We start from the raw sequence: 15,925 nt of genomic DNA, 5'->3' as shown, positions 1-15,925 counted from the left end.
ACACATGGCCGTTGAAGTAAAATATGTGGTGGTGAGAAACGGTGAGGAAAAGATGACTTTCGCAACCAAGAAAGAAGCCGATGCTTACGACAAAATGCTGGACCTGGCGGACAGCCTGGGTGAATGGCTGCAGCAGGCGCCTCTGAACCTGGATGACGAGCAGCGTGAAGGGCTGAGCTTCTTCCTGGCGGAGCATAAAGACGCGCTGGGGCAGATTCTGCGTGGCGCCGCGCCGGCGGAAGCGCCGAAGAAACCGACCAAAGTGAAAACGGAAAAATCCGTCGCTACCTCAAAAGAGGGATCTGCGTCAGAAAAGCAGGCAGCATAATGACTTATGTTGCGGCAATGTGATGAAAAAGGATCTAGAATGACGCGTGGAATAACTTTCTTCAGTCGCTTTGAGCAAGACATTTTGGCCGGGCTCAAAACCATTACTCTCCGGGACGCCAGTGAATCCCACTTTCAGCCCGGTGAGGTATTGCGCGTTAGCCGTAATGAAGACGACGTATTTTTCTGCTTTATTGAAGTGCTGTCAGTCACGCCGGTTCGCCTGGATGCGCTAACCGAACAGCATGCCAAACAAGAAAATATGTCGCTCAGCGAGCTGAAGCAGGTGATCAAGGAAATCTATCCGGGGTTGGATGAGCTGTTTGTCATCAGCTTTGTAAAACGCTGATCCTTTGCCAGACCTGTTGTGAGCCAGGGGGCAAATACCCATGGATAGTGTCAATCACAACTGGAGGGCATATGAAAAGAACGGGACTGAGTGTGGCCGTAGCGCTGTTGGCCATGGCGGGTTTGACGACGGCGGTACAGGCACAAGAGCAACGCGCGGCCAAAGTGGCGCAATGCACCGGTCTGCAACCTGCAGACGTTGCCGCTCAGGTAAAACGCGATTATCTGCAGAACCGCATCACGCGCTGGGCATCGGATAAAAAGTTGCTGGGCACAGCCACCCCGATAGCCTGGATCAGCCCGGAAGCCATCACCGGCAAGGACGCGATCTGGCAGGTGCCGTTGACGGTACGGGGCACCAAGCAGGATAAAACCTATAACGTTACCCTTAACTGCAACACGGGTGAAATCAGCTACAGCGAACCGCAGTAACGCCACTGCTTTCAGGGTATCGCCTGCCTGAAAAATAATAAACCCGCCTTGTCAGCGGGTTTTTTAGTTTTAGCGGTTGCCTTAGTCAGTGAACGGAATAACCAGTTCGCCGGGCTTCACTTCCAGCCCTTTTGCCAGCTTTTTCGCCAGCGCTTCTGTCTTGCTGTTATCCGGGTTCAACACGTAGGCCGGTTTTTGATCGAAGTAGGATTTCAGCGACTGATTCAGGTAAGGGGTCAGGGCTTTCATCACCGTCTGCATTTTCTCCGGCTGCACACTGTAGTCGGTCAACTCCATGTCTTTCAGGAATACCGCACCTTGTTCACGGTCATAGACCGGCTGCGCTTTCAGCGTCAGTTTCAGGTCCGCAGTCTGCGGGCCGAGGATTGAGCTGATATTCACCTTGGCATCGCCGGAAAGGGTGACCTTACCCGGTTCACTGCGGCCAATCTGGCTTTTTAACTGGGTCAGCACAATATTGGCATCCAACAGCCCCGGTACGCCGATTTGCTTCTGATAATCGTTGTGCTTTTGCAGGTAATCGTTCACCTCTTGCTCGCTGAGCGTGTATTGGGTGAGTTGATTACAACCGGCCAATACGCCGGCGAACAGCAGGGCGGCTGCGCCCATCAGAATTTTCTTCATTTGTGCCTCATAGCTACTGCCAACAACATGCTGCAGATAATTGATTTGTCATTATAAACGGCCACCGCCTGTGAGGGAAATCGCTGACGCTGGCAAACGAAATGATAGTGCGCGTGAAAGACGGCATCACCTATCGGATAACGCTGAAACTGCTCAGCGCCGCAGACGCAGCGCCAGCAACAGCACGCCGCCCAGGCAGGCAAGCCCACCCAACGCAGGAAACAGCGGAATGCCCCAAAGCCGCGGCGAAGCGTGCATCAGATAAGGCGCCAGCCCCAGCGCGAAGGCTGAGGTGACAATGGCGATGGCCAGCGTGACAGCAGCTCTCTCCAGCGCTTTGCCCAATTGATCGATATTCTTGACGTTGATGTCGGCACCGATTTGCCCGCGCTTCAAACGGCGCATCAGCAGCCGCAGGGTTTGCGGGATCTCTTCACCGGCATCCAGCGCTTCTGCACCTAACGCCAGCATGCGTCGATGTACCGCATCGGGGGAATAACGCTGCAACATCACCTGCTGCAGCAGGGGTTTCAACGTGGCGATAATATCAAAGTTGGGATCGAGCCGATGCAGCACGCCGTCAGCGGTAATCAGCGCCTTGAACAGCAGCACCAGGTCCGGCGGCATCGCTAACTGATGCTCACGTGCCATCACCAGCAGATCGGTCAACGCCTTGCCTAACGTCAGGGTGGAAGACGCCTGCTTATCGAGGAAGTTCTGCGCCGCCAACTCCAGATCCAACAGATCAAGCGGATCGCTGTCCGACCAGGCAATCAGGGTATTGACGATGCCGCCGGATTCGCGTTCAGCGATGGCTTGCAATAGAAGTAACAGTTGGTTGCGACGTCGTTCGGAAAGCTGCCCCACCATACCGAAATCGATAAAACCGACGCGGTTACCCGCTAACGCCATGACGTTGCCGGGATGAGGATCGGCGTGGTAAAGGCGATGCTCCAGCACCATTTTCATAAAGGCTTGTGCGCCGCGCTGGGCCAGCAACGGGCCGTCAAAGCCGGCAGTTGCCAACTGTTGCGGGTTTTCCGGCGCGGTGCCAGGCAAGAATTCCTGGACCAACAGCCGTTTTGACGACCATTGCCAGTAAATTTTCGGAATTACTACCTCAGGATGCTGGGTAAAGCATTCGGCGATACGTTCGCAGTTATTGCCTTCATGGGTCAGGTCCAGCTCGTGATTGAGCGCGGTCGCCAACGCACGCACCATCTGGCGCGGGCGGTAACGGGCCAGCGCGGGGCTTTGTTGCTCTACGGTCTCCGCCAGATAAGTCAGCAGGCGCAGATCGGCGTGAATGGTTTTCGCAAGGCTTGGTCGCAGCACCTTGATCACCACCGCTTCACCGCTATGCAGGCGTGCCCGGTAAATTTGCGCCATTGAGGCGGCGGCCAGCGGCGTGCTGTCGAACTCGGCAAACAGGCTGTGCGGATCGCTGCCCAGATCGGCCGTGATTTGCGCTGCCAGCTCGCTCCATGGCAGGGTAGACGCCTGACTGTGCAAGCGATCGAGCTCGTCGGTCCAACTTGAGTCAAGCAGGTCCGAACGGGTAGCCAGAATTTGACCGAATTTGACAAAGGTCGGGCCCAGCGCCTCCAGCGCGGTGCGCAAACGCTCCGGCAGGGTTTGATTGTCTTGTTGAACATTGCCGCTTTCGGCTCCGCTCAGCAGGGAGCCCAGGCCCAGCAGACGAATGATATCCTGCAATCCGTAGCGAATTAACACCGAGGAAATTTCTTTCAGTCGCACCCGATCACGGGCGGTGACCAACACCATTTTTAACATAGGCGCGCTATATCCTTATTGCGAGAGGTTTCACTGTTCCATATCGAGCAGCAGTGGAACATCGCTGAGTTGCGCCATACGGTTGCGGTAGGCCTCCACGTTTTCCGGCAGCGTAACCCCGGCGACGATCGACAGAGAACGCAGCAGCGGAAACAGCTGAATGTCATCTTCCGACAGCGAGCCATTCACTGCATCGGAGGTGACGATCAGGCTGGAAAGCGCCTGGAGATCGGTTTCCAGCTCAGCAATGAGATCGGCGCTGTTGGCCAGGTGCTCGGAAAAATCACCTATTGAAGCCTGCTTCTTGTGGGTAAAGTATTGGCGCGCGCTGTCAGTGGCGAACTCTTCGAAATCGGCGTTGGCGATGCGCGGCAACAGTAATTTTGCGGAGTAACCGCCGACCCGTTGCAACCAGTCGGCGATCGCCGGGTTGGTCTTGCCGGTCAGTAGCGGCCGGCCATCGAGATTATCGACATAGCGCACGATATCCATGCTTTCCGGCAGGTAGCTGCCATCGTCTTTTTGCAGAATGGGCGCCATTTTCTTGCCAATCATGCTGATGGGCGTAGCTTCATCATCGCTTAGCAAGGTGACAAGGCGGACGGGCAGGTTCTTCAGGCCGAAAATCATGCGGGCTTTAACGCAGAATGGGCAATGATCGTAGATAAACAGTTTCATGCTTGCTCCGGTTTTAGGTTTGAACAGCAATAGTTATCACAGCATACTGAGGCTGTCGCGAAGAGTTGTGTTGGAAGGTGCGTTATTGTCGCGTGGCCCGCGCATTACACGCGGGCCAGGGCAGAGATTATTTTTTTGCGGGCACGGAATTGATGACGTCTATCAGGTGCGTACGCGCCTCTTCCAAATCGATTTTATCGCGGTCGTTGGCGGCGTTGACTATTTGCAACTGTTTGATGATGTCACTCTTCAGCGTCGCATTTTCAGCAATGATGTGGGCCAGCGCTTTTTCTACCAACGTTGAGCGCGCGTAGATCATGCGCAGGTTCAGTACCATGTGTTCCAACAGTTGCGGTAATTTATCTTCGTCATTCATCGCCAACTTCTCCCGTTTATGTTTTTACTATCAGGATAGCAGCTCTGGGAAATTCGGCTGATTTTCTGGCAACTTACAAAAGAAACTCAGCCACCGCGCAGGATCGCCGGTGCGGCAGTGCGCGGATTGAACTGCCAGTACAGCGCTAACAGTGTCGTAAAACCCACGATACCTAGCAGGATCCACGGCAGTTCGGGCATGTTCAGCGTCCGGCCGGTGTCGTACATCCAACCGCCGCCGGTGTAACCGATCGCACCGCCCAAAGCCAGCCCCAGGCGGCTGAATCCCATGTAACTGCCGCGTGCGCGCGGATCCGCCAGCGAGGCGCTGAGGGTTTCCCGCGCAGGTTCGGCGATGATGGAGCCTAGGTAGAAACAGCAGATCAGAGAGAAAACGCCTTGCAGGCTGGTCGCCAGGCCGACGGGCAACAGGCTGAGGGTCATCAGCAGCAGGCCCGCCATCAGCCGTTGTTCCAGGCGAAAACGTTTTTCGCTCCAGCGCGCCAGCGGGTAGAGCAGTGACAGCGATAGCGCGGCTTCAATGGCATACATCCATTTTACCGCTGCCGGCGAGCCGGCGATTTCATTGACCACGATAGGCAGCATCAGCATTACCTGAACCGACAGCATGTAGTAGCCGGTCAGCGTCAGCACATAAGTCAGGAAACGCCGGTCGCGCAGCACGCGCATCATGCCTTCTTTCATCGGGGCGCGAACGGTGGAAATACGGTAAGCCGGCAACAACCAGGCGTTCCAGCCTGCCGCCAGCACGAAAATGGCTGCGCCAACCCAGCAGACAAAGTGGAAGTCATATTGCAGCAGCCAACTGCCGATCAGGGCGCCAATCACCGCACCGGCGCTGTCTTGCATCATCAGCAGAGAATAAAAACGGCCGCGCTCATGCGGGCGGGTGAGCTTAATCACCAGTGCGGTGCGCGGTGGATCAAACAAGGTGCCGCCGAGTGCGGAAAGGGCGCAAGAGAACCACAACAGCCAGGGTTCATCGGCCATCGCCATGGTGGCGAAGCCTGCCGCGCGCATCAGCATGCCGGTGACGATCATCGGTTTGGCGCCGAACCGGTCGGCGATTGCGCCGCCGAAGATCCCCAATCCCTGCTGAATCAACTGCCGTAAGCCCAGAGCGACGCCCACCACTACCGCAGCCCAACCGAGTTGATCGACAAAGCGGATCGAAATAAGCGGGAAGACCACAAAGAAACCCAAAACCACTAACAGATTATCGAGTAACAGGAAATATTTACCCAAGCTCCGAGCCTGCGATACCAGAGACATGCTTCACCACGAGCAATTAAGAGGGAGAGGAGTGCGACCCGTCTAGTTTGTACCCAATCTCCGTCTACCGATAGGGGCCAGGTAGATAATATTTTTTTATCGTCAATACGTTACCTGCGCGACAAAACCGCACGAAAATAGCCGTAAAATGACTAATCGCTTATTTACTGAGCTGTCGGGATTTTACCTCCGGGGCAGGCTACGGTTATATTAAATGAGGGTAAGTGCGGTTCTGCGCCGGTCGTTGAAAAATAATGGCTCAGGATATGATCGTTACGGGATTATTATCCGGACGCGCCCCAATAAATACTTCTTATCGAACCGTTCTGACCGCGGGGGAAATGATGTTTGGCTACCGCTCTGCATCACCAAAAGTACGTCTCATCACCGACCGACAGGTCGTGCGTTTAGTCCATGAACGCGATGCCTATCGTCTGGCGGAATACTATGCCGAGAACCGGGCTTTCCTGAAACCCTGGGAGCCGGTGCGGGATGAAAGCCATTGTTACCCTTCCGGCTGGCAGGCGCGGCTTGGGATGATCACTGAAATGCAAAAGCAGGGCAGCGCGTACTATTTTATCCTGCTCGATCCGGAAGAAAATGAAGTGCGGGGCGTGGCTAACTTCAGCAACGTGCTGCGCGGTTCGTTTTATGCCTGTTTCCTTGGCTATTCGTTGGCTGAAAAATGGCAGGGGCAGGGCCTGATGTATGAAGCGCTGCAGTCGGCGCTCCGCTACATGCTGCGTCAGCAGCGCATGCACCGTATTATGGCCAACTATATGCCGCACAATCAACGCAGCGGCGCGTTGCTCGCTCGTCTGGGATTTGAACGTGAAGGTTATGCCAAGGATTATCTGCTGATCGACGGGCAGTGGCAGGATCACGTCCTGACGGCATTCACCAATAAAGAATGGCTACCGCCACGCTGAGGCCAAATAATAATGAAATACGAATTAAGCGCTAAAGAAGCCAGAGTGATTGGCTGCCTGCTGGAAAAACAGGTCACCACTCCGGATCAGTATCCTCTCTCCCTGAACGGCATCGCCTTGGCGTGCAACCAGAAAACCAACCGCGAACCTGTGATGGATCTGACGGAAAGCGAAGTGCAGCAGGTTCTCGACCTGCTGCTGAAAAAACATTTTATCCGTACTCTGAGCGGTTTCGGTAACCGGGTGGTCAAGTATGAACACCGCTTTTGCAATTCTGAGTTCGGCCAACTGAAGCTGTCTGCCGCCGAGCTGGCGGTGATAGCCACGCTATTGCTGCGCGGGGCGCAAACCCCCGGTGAACTGCGTACCCGTACCAATCGCATGCATGAATTCAGCGATGTCTCTGAAGTGGAGCAGGTACTGCAGCAATTAAGCGCCCGGGAGGATGGCCCGTTTGTCGTGCGTTTGGCGCGGGAGCCGGGCAAGCGAGAAAGCCGTTTTATGCATCTGTTCAGCGGCCAGATTGATGAGTCGACGGCGGAGGTTGCGCAGATTGACGATGCGGATTTGAGTGAACGCGTCAGCGTGCTGGAAAGCGAAGTCGCAGAATTGAAACGGCAGTTGCAGACGTTACTGGCCGGGGGGCAGCATGACTAAGTTACGCGTTGGTGTGGTAGGGCTGGGTGGTATCGCGCAAAAAGCCTACTTGCCCATCCTTTCACAGGCAGCGGATTGGACGTTGGTCGGCGGTTTTTCCCCTAATCAGCAAAAAGCGCAGCCGATATGCGACAGTTATCGCATGGCCTGCTTTTCCAGCCTGGATAGCCTGGCGCAGCAGTGTGACGCGGTATTTGTTCACAGCAGCACAGCCAGCCATTTTCAGGTGATAAGCGAACTGTTGCGCCATGGCGTGCATGTTTATGTCGATAAACCGCTGGCGGAGACCGTGGAGCAGGGCGAACGGCTGATCGCACTGGCTGAGAAGCAGGGCAAAACGTTGATGGTGGGTTTTAACCGCCGTTTCTCCCCCTTGTATCTTCAGTTGAAACAGGAAATGCAACGGCCGGCGTCGATTCGCATGGATAAGCACCGTGCCGACAGCGTAGGGCCAAACGGCCTGCGCTTTACCCTGTTGGATGATTATTTGCACGTGGTCGATACCGCGCTGTGGCTGGGGGGAAGTGCGGGGCACCTACTCAGCGGCCACCTGCGCGCCACAGACGCCGGTGAACTGCTGTACGCCGAACACCATTTTGCCTGCGGCGAAACGCTGGTGACGACCAGTATGCATCGTCGGGCCGGCAGCCAGCGTGAAAGCGTGCAGGCGGTGGCCGAGGGGGCGGTGTATCAGGTGAACGATATGCGGCAATGGTTGCGGGAAGATCCGCAGGGCGTACTGGAGCATCCGGCACCGGGTTGGCAGACCACGCTGGCGCAGCGAGGTTTCGATGGCGCTATCCGGCACTTTATCGCGTCTGTCAGCAACCAGACCGTGCCGGAAACGGCCGGGGAACAGGCTATCGCCGCGCAACGGGTGATCGAACGGCTGCTGCAGGATGCCGGTTTGTAAGGAGATGCCCCCGCGTGAGGCGCATGCGCTATTGCGGGATGTGCCTATAACTCTATGTAACATATGGCGGTAGCTATTCTGCTGTGGATGCGTAAACTTATCCGCTAGTTTTACGGACGCCTGCTGATGCAGGCGTCGACATTTACGGGACACATCAGACAACCACATGAACCTACTAAAATCACTGGCCGCCGTGAGCTCTATGACGATGTTTTCACGGGTGCTGGGCTTTGCCCGTGACGCCATAGTGGCGCGCGTGTTTGGTGCCGGCATGGCGACGGATGCCTTCTTCGTGGCGTTCAAACTGCCCAACCTGCTGCGCCGTATTTTTGCCGAAGGCGCATTTTCTCAGGCCTTTGTGCCGATCCTGGCCGAATATAAAACCCAGCAGGGTGAGGAGGCGACTCGTACCTTCATCGCCTACGTTTCCGGCTTGCTCACACTGGTGCTGGCGGTGGTCACCGTCTTGGGGATGCTGGCTGCCCCTTGGGTGATCTACATTACCGCGCCGGGCTTCGCTGATTCGCCGGACAAGTTCGCGCTGACGTCGTCGCTGCTGCGTATCACTTTCCCTTATATCCTGCTGATTTCACTGGCTTCGCTGGTGGGATCGATCCTCAATACCTGGAACCGTTTTTCTATCCCGGCCTTTGCGCCGACGTTGTTGAACGTCAGCATGATCGGCTTTGCGCTGTTTGCCGCACCTTATTTCAACCCACCGGTGCTGGCGTTGGCCTGGGCGGTGGTTGTGGGAGGCGTACTGCAACTGGGCTACCAGCTTCCGCATCTGAAAAAGATCGGTATGTTGGTCTTGCCGCGCCTCAAGCTGGGCGATGCCGGCGTATGGCGTGTGATGCGGCAGATGGGGCCGGCGATCTTTGGCGTTTCGGTAAGCCAGATCTCGCTGATTATCAATACCATTTTCGCCTCGTTCCTGGTCTCGGGCTCGGTATCCTGGATGTACTATGCCGATCGTCTGATGGAGTTTCCTTCCGGCGTGCTGGGCGTGGCGTTGGGCACCATTCTGCTGCCGTCGCTGGCCAGGAGTTTTTCCAGCGGTAACCACGATGAGTATTCGCGCCTGATGGACTGGGGGCTGCGTTTGTGCTTCCTGCTGGCGCTGCCGAGCGCTATCGCGCTGGGGATATTGGCGAAACCCCTGACCGTATCGCTGTTCCAGTACGGCAAGTTCAGCGCTTTCGACGCGGCCATGACCCAGCGTGCGCTGGTGGCGTACTCGATAGGTTTGATGGGGTTGATCGTGGTGAAGGTACTGGCGCCGGGCTTCTATTCGCGGCAGGACATCAAAACACCGGTAAAAATCGCCATTATCACGCTGGTCATGACGCAGGTGATGAATCTGATGTTTATTGGCCCGCTAAAGCATGCCGGCCTTTCGCTGTCGATTGGGCTGGGAGCTTGCCTTAACGCTTCGCTGCTGTACTGGCAGTTGCGTAAACAGAAGATTTTCCACCCGCAGCCTGGTTGGGCAACGTTCCTCACCAAACTGGTGATTGCGGTAATCGTGATGTCAGTGGTATTGGTTGGCGTAATGTGGCTGATGCCGGCATGGGATCAGGGCAATATGCTGGAGCGCCTGCTGCGACTGGCGGTAGTCGTGGTGGCCGGCGTGATCGCCTATTTTGGCGTGTTGGCCGGATTGGGCTTCCGCCCACGGGACTTCGCGCGCCGGGTGGCATAAACGGGAATTCCCGGTCGCCATTGCATAAAAAAGGGTCGCCTCGGCGACCCTTTTTCGTATTCAGACGTTGGCTTACATGCGTTCGACGGTGTCGATACCCAGCGTATCCAGACCGGTTTTCAGCGTTCTGGCGGTCAGCAATGCCAGTTTCAGGCGGCTTTGACGCGCTTCCTCACTGTCTGCATTCAGGATTTGGCAATGTTCGTAGAAGCCGGAGAACAGGCCTGCCAGGTCGTACAGGTAAGTACACATCACGTGCGGAGTGCCGTCGCGTGCCACCGTGGTGATAACTTCTTCGAATTGCAGCAGGCGGGTCGCCAGCGCAATCTCACGCTCTTCGGTCATTACCAGCGGCAGGGTCAGGCTGTTCTCATCGAGACCGGCACGCTTGAATACCGAGGCCACGCGGGTATAGGCATACTGCATATAAGGAGCGGTGTTGCCCTCAAATGCCAGCATGTTGTCCCAGTCAAAGATATAGTCGGTCGTACGGCTTTTTGACAGATCGGCGTATTTGACCGCGCCGATACCGACGACATTTGCCAGGTGCTGCATTTCTTCTGCCGGCATATCCGGGTTTTTCTCGGCAATCAGTTTGCCGGCGCGATCGATAGCTTCATCCAGCAGATCGGACAGCCTCACCGTACCGCCCGCACGGGTTTTGAACGGCTTGCCGTCTTTGCCCAGCATCATGCCGAACATATGGTGTTCCAGCGAGAGCGAATCCGGGATGTAACCGGCTTTACGCACGATGGTCCATGCCTGCATTAGATGCTGGTGCTGGCGGGAGTCGATGTAATAGAGCACGCGGTCAGCACCCAGCGTTTCGTAACGGTATTTGGCGCAGGCGATATCGGTGGTGGTGTACAGGTAGCCGCCATCTTTCTTCTGGATGATGACACCCATAGGTTCGCCGTCTTTATTCTGGTATTCGTCGAGAAACACCACGGTGGCGCCTTCGCTTTCTACCGCCAGCCCCTTGGCTTTCAGATCGGCGACGATTTCCGGCAGCATCGCGTTATACAGGCTCTCGCCCATGACGTCGTCTTCGGTCAGGGTGACATTCAGGCGGTTATAGGTGAGCTGGTTTTGCGCCATGGTGATGTCGACCAGCTTACGCCACATCTTCAGGCAGTATTGATCGCCGCCCTGCAATTTCACCACGTAGGCGCGGGCGCGTTCGGCGAACTCCGCATCTTCGTCGTAGTGTTTCTTCGCTTCACGATAGAACTGTTCCAGATCGGACAGGCCCATGTCGCTGGCATTTTCATTCTGCATTTTTTCCAGGTAGGCAATCAGCATGCCGAACTGGGTGCCCCAATCGCCGACGTGGTTGGCGCGGATCACTTTGTGGCCCAGGAATTCCTGGGTGCGCGCGGCGGCGTCGCCGATAATGGTCGAACGCAAGTGACCGACGTGCATCTCTTTCGCCACGTTGGGCGCGGAGTAGTCGATGACGATGGTTTGTTGTTTAACCGGTGCAATGCCAAGCTTCGGCGCATTCAGCACCTGATCAACCTGTTGCGCAACCCATTCGCCGTTCAGGAAGATATTGATAAAGCCGGGGCCGGCGATTTCTACTTTGCTGGCGATGTCGCCGAGATCAAGCAGCTGGACCACTTTTTCCGCCAACTGGCGTGGTGGCATGCCGAGTTTCTTGGCTACGGACATCACTCCGTTGGCCTGATAGTCGCCAAATTGTGCTTTTGCTGACTGACGGACCTGTGCTTCGCAATCGGCTGGCGCGCCTGCGGCAATCAGCGCCTGGCTGACCTTATCTGAAAGAAGAACCTGAATATTCACCGGGTTACCTTAATGACGAACGAGGGGCCGTATGCCATGCCCCTGTGGGATTCAAAGGTGGTTTTCTGGCTGCGCGTCGAGACGGCAGCCCACCACAAAACAGCCTGTAATTGTAACCGATCTGATGTGTTACGTCAGCAGTTGGCGCCGGGGGGGAAGGCGAAAGTGCAGGTTTGAAAATACCGGGCCAACAAAGAGAGTGTGTTTCAAGGGGGGCGTGTGCAGTACAAGAAGGTCAAAATGAGTGAAAAGGAATAGGTGATAAGGAAATGAAATAACCAGATCTAACGTTTTTTGTTATGACGACGGGAGTCCAGAGTGTTAACGCTACGTGATTTGAAATGGCGGTAAATTGCGTACGCGGCAATAACGATCAACAATAAAGATATGATTAAAAGAAACATGGTTATTATCTCAAGCTTTGATTTTCCCCAAAGTAGCTTAATTGATTTTTATAAGCAATTATTAAAACTCCATTTAAGATAAGTCTCACTGTGCTCGGGGGTGGAATTCAATAAAAACAATGAGTTGATGTCATTATTCTTACTGAAATCATCTCGTTTTCCCATTGTTGATTTTGTTGTTTTCATGGCGAGCTATCGAGTGGGTTGAGTGATTTTCTGGATTCAATACGGCTTATTAAGCTAATAATTTCTGAAATATTTCCGTCATAAGAAAAATCTATCTATGGCATACGAAAATTCCGAACTTTAATTAATCAGACTCGAGGTTTAACAGTGCCCTTAATAAGGGGAGCTAACGCTTGTTCTTTTGTGCTCTTTATCAACGTTAGTCGAAATATTTTACACGGCGGTAATGCGACGGACACAAATATTACATTTTACTGGGCAAAACGTGGATAGCCGCGTCTCAGCCGTGTAAATTAGCCCCCCTGAATTCGCTTTCCTTCGTATCGAGGCCCCTATGACGATCTTCCCGGCCATTGCCGAGCTTAATGACTTGGCGCTGGATCTCCCGCGTTTTGAACAGGCGTTGAGCCAGTTTGCGCAAAAACTGCATCTGGATTTGTCGCAGTTCAGCGCGGACCACATTTCGGTGCGTTGCCACCAAAACACCACCGCTGAACGCTGGCGGCAGGGGTTGCAGCAATGCGGCTCGTTGTTGTCTGAAGCGACGATCAACGGACGCCCGATTTGCCTGTTCGATCTGCAGCAGCCGTTGCAGGTAGGCCCGTGGTTAATTGACTGCGTGGAACTGCCTTATCCGGGGGACAAGCGTTATCCTCACGAGGGATGGGAACATGTGGAATTGGTGCTTAGCGGCGAACCGGCCTCGCTGTATGCGCGCGCGCTGAGCCATTTGCCCGACGAGGCTCTGTTGGCGCCGGGGATCAAGCTGAAACAGAGCTCGCCGCAGGGTGAGGGCGAGCGATTGCCGAATCCGACGTTGGCGATCACCGACGGCAGCGTAACGATTAAGTTTCACCCGTATTCCATCCGGGAAATCGTCGCCAGCGAGCAAGCTTAACCGGGCATCAGCGCTTGGGTGGCCAGCATCATGCGGTCCAGCGCTTGCGTAAGCAGTTCGCGCCGGCAGCCGAAATTCAGACGTACAAACCTGCGGTCGCCGAAATCCAGGCCCGCGCTTAAGCCCACCCCGGCCTGTTCAAAGAAAGCGTGTGGATTGTCGGTCGCCAGTTGGCTGCAATCGATCCAGGCCAGATAGGTGGCTTCTATCGGGTGCAGCAACAGGCCGGGCATGGCGTTAATGCGTTCGGTCACCAAATCGCGGTTGGCGCGCAGATACGCCAACTGGGCGTCCAACCAGCCTTGCCCGTCCTGGTAGGCGGCTTGTGCGGCGACCAACGCCAGCACGTCGACTTCCGGAACTATGCCGCTGCGCGCGCGGGCCAACTTTTGGCGCAGGCCGGCGTTGGGAATCACCGCCATTGAGGCCCCTAATCCGGCAATGTTGAAAGTTTTCGATGGCGACATCAACGTAATGCTGCGTTGGGCTGCGTCTTCATTAAGCGTGGCAAAGGGGATGTGTTCGCAACCCGGCTCAAGCAACAGATCACAATGAATTTCATCCGAACAGACGATCAAATCATGGCTACGGGCGAATTCATGCTGTTGCGACAACTCCTCCCGCCGGTAGACGGTTCCGCCCGGATTTTGCGGGTTGCACAGCAACAGCAATTTTTCGCTGCCGCCGAGCTGGCCCGCTATCGCGTCGAAATCCAGCAGCCAACGCCGGTCGTGCAGCTTGAGCGGCACCGGCAGATGCGGGCGTCCGGCGAATTTCGCCGCTTTGCGAAACGGCGGGTAGATGGGTGACGGCGCCAGAGTGCCTTCACCCTCGGCGGTAAAGGCGCGGACGCACAGATTCAGCCCACAGACCAGACCGGGCAGGAAAATCAGCCATTCGGGCTTGATGTGCCAGCCATAGCGCTCTACCATGCGGCGGGTAAAAACCTCAATAAGTTCAGGGGATGGATGGCCGTAGCCGAACACGCCATGCGCTACGCGCCGCTGCAATGCGTCGATGATCGCTGGCGGGGAGCGGAAGTCGGTGTCGGCGACCCAAAGCGGAATGATGTCGCGGTCGCGATATTTATCCCACTTAACGCTGTCACTGTGACTACGGTCTACCCATTGATCAAAATTGAATGCCATAGTTATTACCCTGAACAGGTTCATGTCTATCAATGAGCCTACGCGAGAAATTCTGAAGTTAACAAACTGCCGTCACATTTTGGCCGTCATCTGGGGGTGACAATGATTAAACTGGAAGTTTGCTGCTTTAGCGTCGATTGCGCGCTGACGGCGGAGCAGGCAGGCGCTGATCGCATAGAATTATGTGCCAGCCAGAGCGAGGGCGGTTTGACGCCCAGCTACGGTACGCTGCGCCTGGCGCGCGACAGGGTATCCATCCCGGTGCATCCGATCGTACGCCCGCGCGGCGGGGACTTTTGCTACGGCGCGGTGGATTTCGACGTGATCAAGCAGGACATCGTGCAGATCCGCGACATGGGTTTTGCCGGCGTAGTGGTGGGTATGCTGGATGAAGAAGGGCATATCGACCTGCCGCGCATGCGTGAAGTGATGCGGCTGAGCGGCAATATGGCGGTTACCTTCCATCGCGCTTTCGACATGTGCCAGAACCCGATGGTGGCACTTGACCAACTGACGCAACTGGGGGTTGCGCGGATATTGACCTCCGGTCAACAACAAAACGCCGAGCTTGGGCTGCCGTTGCTGCGCGATCTGGTGCATGCCAGCCAGGGGCCCGTGATTATGGCTGGCGCCGGTGTGCGGCTCAGCAACCTGCACAAGTTTGTGGATATCGGCGTTCAGGAGGTGCACAGTTCCTCCGGCCACGCGGTGCCTTCGACCATGCGCTATCGTAAAGCCGGCGTGACCATGTGTTCAGACAATGAGTTCGATGAATTTAGCCATTATTGCGTGGATGGCGAAATGGTGGAAGCGATGAAAAACGCGCTGGCCTTGGTTGATCCCTTGGCGCAAAGCGCATAAACACGCAGCTAACCGTGTACTGATTACCGGTTTCCGGGCTAAAGCCCCTTGGCGTGCAACTGAACCCTCGGTGATCACGCGAGTACCAGGCCCCGGCGTTTTGTCGGGGCTTTTTTTATGCCCGAAAAAGCCCGATGAGTGGCAATATAGATAGATTAAAACGACAGGCATTTCTCATCAGGCTCGTTATTGTCGGATGCCTTGGGTATTCCCTTGTCATTATTAATGTGAGCTGATAAATTTAATTCACGCCGGTCATTTAATATCATTAATTTAAATTTCATGCACTATTATTATAAACGCCATGAATGAGGTTTAATCTAAGAAATAACCTGAGTTATATTTTTACCACTCGGTGAATTTAACCATTTTATTTTCAAACCCCCTGTTCTCTATACCCAATGGTCTTCAAGTCGCAGCCAGCAACGCGGCTGCTGAGAAGCGACGGAGATAGGAGAGAGAAAGTATCTTAATACCACTAAGGAAGCCTGCTACAGGCCGCCGAATGGCCGTCACGGCCATAAACGGAAGT

At 55.3% G+C, this 15,925-nt stretch carries 16 protein-coding genes; 9 read left to right on the top strand and 7 right to left on the bottom strand.

Annotated elements, in window-relative coordinates; translation table 11 throughout:
• The first annotated feature begins 4 nt into the window (after positions 1-4).
• The 3 genes from ACTJJ1_RS08180 (at position 5) to yebF (ending at position 1,107) form a co-directional block, all read left to right on the top strand.
• Positions 5-328: a YebG family protein gene (locus ACTJJ1_RS08180; RefSeq protein ID WP_004945604.1), complete on the top strand. Its 324-nt coding sequence runs from the start codon at positions 5-7 to the stop codon at positions 326-328.
• 39 nt (positions 329-367) lie between these two features.
• Positions 368-676, top strand: a complete 309-nt coding sequence (yqfB, locus tag ACTJJ1_RS08175; protein ID WP_004945601.1) for a N(4)-acetylcytidine aminohydrolase — start codon at positions 368-370, stop codon at positions 674-676.
• Positions 677-747: 71 nt separating this feature from the next.
• Complete coding sequence (yebF, locus tag ACTJJ1_RS08170) at positions 748-1,107, top strand: protein YebF (protein ID WP_440833074.1); 360 nt, start codon at positions 748-750, stop codon at positions 1,105-1,107.
• 81 nt (positions 1,108-1,188) lie between these two features.
• On the opposite strand, the gene ACTJJ1_RS08165 is transcribed toward yebF, so the two are convergent.
• From ACTJJ1_RS08165 to mdtH, 5 genes are all read right to left on the bottom strand, one after another.
• A complete protein-coding gene (locus tag ACTJJ1_RS08165) occupies positions 1,189-1,752 on the bottom strand; it encodes a lipoprotein (protein WP_004945593.1) in 564 nt (187 codons plus the stop codon).
• Between the two features lie 153 nt (positions 1,753-1,905).
• Positions 1,906-3,546, bottom strand: a complete 1,641-nt coding sequence (locus tag ACTJJ1_RS08160; RefSeq protein WP_202290955.1) for an ABC1 kinase family protein — start codon at positions 3,544-3,546, stop codon at positions 1,906-1,908.
• Positions 3,547-3,576: 30 nt separating this feature from the next.
• Positions 3,577-4,224, bottom strand: a complete 648-nt coding sequence (grxB, locus tag ACTJJ1_RS08155) for a glutaredoxin 2 (protein WP_004945588.1) — start codon at positions 4,222-4,224, stop codon at positions 3,577-3,579.
• Positions 4,225-4,351: 127 nt separating this feature from the next.
• Positions 4,352-4,600, bottom strand: a complete 249-nt coding sequence (locus ACTJJ1_RS08150; protein ID WP_440833071.1) for a hypothetical protein — start codon at positions 4,598-4,600, stop codon at positions 4,352-4,354.
• 86 nt (positions 4,601-4,686) lie between these two features.
• On the bottom strand, positions 4,687-5,892 hold the full coding sequence (gene mdtH, locus ACTJJ1_RS08145) for a multidrug efflux MFS transporter MdtH (protein WP_020439189.1): 1,206 nt from the start codon (positions 5,890-5,892) through the stop codon (positions 4,687-4,689).
• A 344-nt stretch (positions 5,893-6,236) separates the two neighbouring features.
• Between mdtH and rimJ the strand changes: the two genes are divergently transcribed.
• The 4 genes from rimJ (at position 6,237) to murJ (ending at position 10,093) form a co-directional block, all read left to right on the top strand.
• Positions 6,237-6,821, top strand: a complete 585-nt coding sequence (gene rimJ / locus ACTJJ1_RS08140) for a ribosomal protein S5-alanine N-acetyltransferase (protein ID WP_006325909.1) — start codon at positions 6,237-6,239, stop codon at positions 6,819-6,821.
• A gap of 12 nt (positions 6,822-6,833) precedes the next feature.
• Positions 6,834-7,478 carry a YceH family protein gene (locus tag ACTJJ1_RS08135; protein WP_122290039.1) on the top strand — a complete coding sequence of 215 codons (645 nt, stop codon included), beginning with the start codon at positions 6,834-6,836 and terminating at the stop codon, positions 7,476-7,478.
• Positions 7,471-8,391 carry a Gfo/Idh/MocA family protein gene (locus ACTJJ1_RS08130; protein ID WP_020439187.1) on the top strand — a complete coding sequence of 307 codons (921 nt, stop codon included), beginning with the start codon at positions 7,471-7,473 and terminating at the stop codon, positions 8,389-8,391. The genes ACTJJ1_RS08135 and ACTJJ1_RS08130 overlap by 8 nt, the downstream gene beginning before the upstream one ends.
• A gap of 166 nt (positions 8,392-8,557) precedes the next feature.
• A complete protein-coding gene (gene murJ, locus ACTJJ1_RS08125) occupies positions 8,558-10,093 on the top strand; it encodes a murein biosynthesis integral membrane protein MurJ (protein ID WP_004945575.1) in 1,536 nt (511 codons plus the stop codon).
• A 72-nt stretch (positions 10,094-10,165) separates the two neighbouring features.
• On the opposite strand, the gene argS is transcribed toward murJ, so the two are convergent.
• The gene (gene argS / locus ACTJJ1_RS08120) at positions 10,166-11,896 is read right to left on the bottom strand and encodes an arginine--tRNA ligase (RefSeq protein WP_004945573.1); all 1,731 of its coding nucleotides are present in this window, start codon (positions 11,894-11,896) and stop codon (positions 10,166-10,168) included.
• Between the two features lie 924 nt (positions 11,897-12,820).
• Here argS and ACTJJ1_RS08115 point away from each other — a divergent pair.
• Complete coding sequence (locus ACTJJ1_RS08115) at positions 12,821-13,384, top strand: VOC family protein (protein WP_006325898.1); 564 nt, start codon at positions 12,821-12,823, stop codon at positions 13,382-13,384.
• Here ACTJJ1_RS08115 and ACTJJ1_RS08110 read toward each other — a convergent pair.
• A complete protein-coding gene (locus ACTJJ1_RS08110; protein WP_440833067.1) occupies positions 13,381-14,532 on the bottom strand; it encodes a MalY/PatB family protein in 1,152 nt (383 codons plus the stop codon). The two genes, ACTJJ1_RS08115 and ACTJJ1_RS08110, sit on opposite strands and share 4 nt — an antisense overlap.
• Positions 14,533-14,634: 102 nt before the next feature.
• Here ACTJJ1_RS08110 and cutC point away from each other — a divergent pair, with 102 nt between their 5' ends.
• The gene (cutC, locus tag ACTJJ1_RS08105) at positions 14,635-15,393 is read left to right on the top strand and encodes a copper homeostasis protein CutC (RefSeq protein WP_421412727.1); all 759 of its coding nucleotides are present in this window, start codon (positions 14,635-14,637) and stop codon (positions 15,391-15,393) included.
• Positions 15,394-15,925 lie beyond the last annotated feature (532 nt).

This window comes from Serratia sp. 22264, from assembly GCF_052045345.1.
Lineage (GTDB): Bacteria > Pseudomonadota > Gammaproteobacteria > Enterobacterales > Enterobacteriaceae > Serratia > Serratia plymuthica.
The sequence above is the reverse complement of the archived record's forward strand: the minus strand, read 5'-3'. Positions and strand labels throughout refer to the sequence as shown.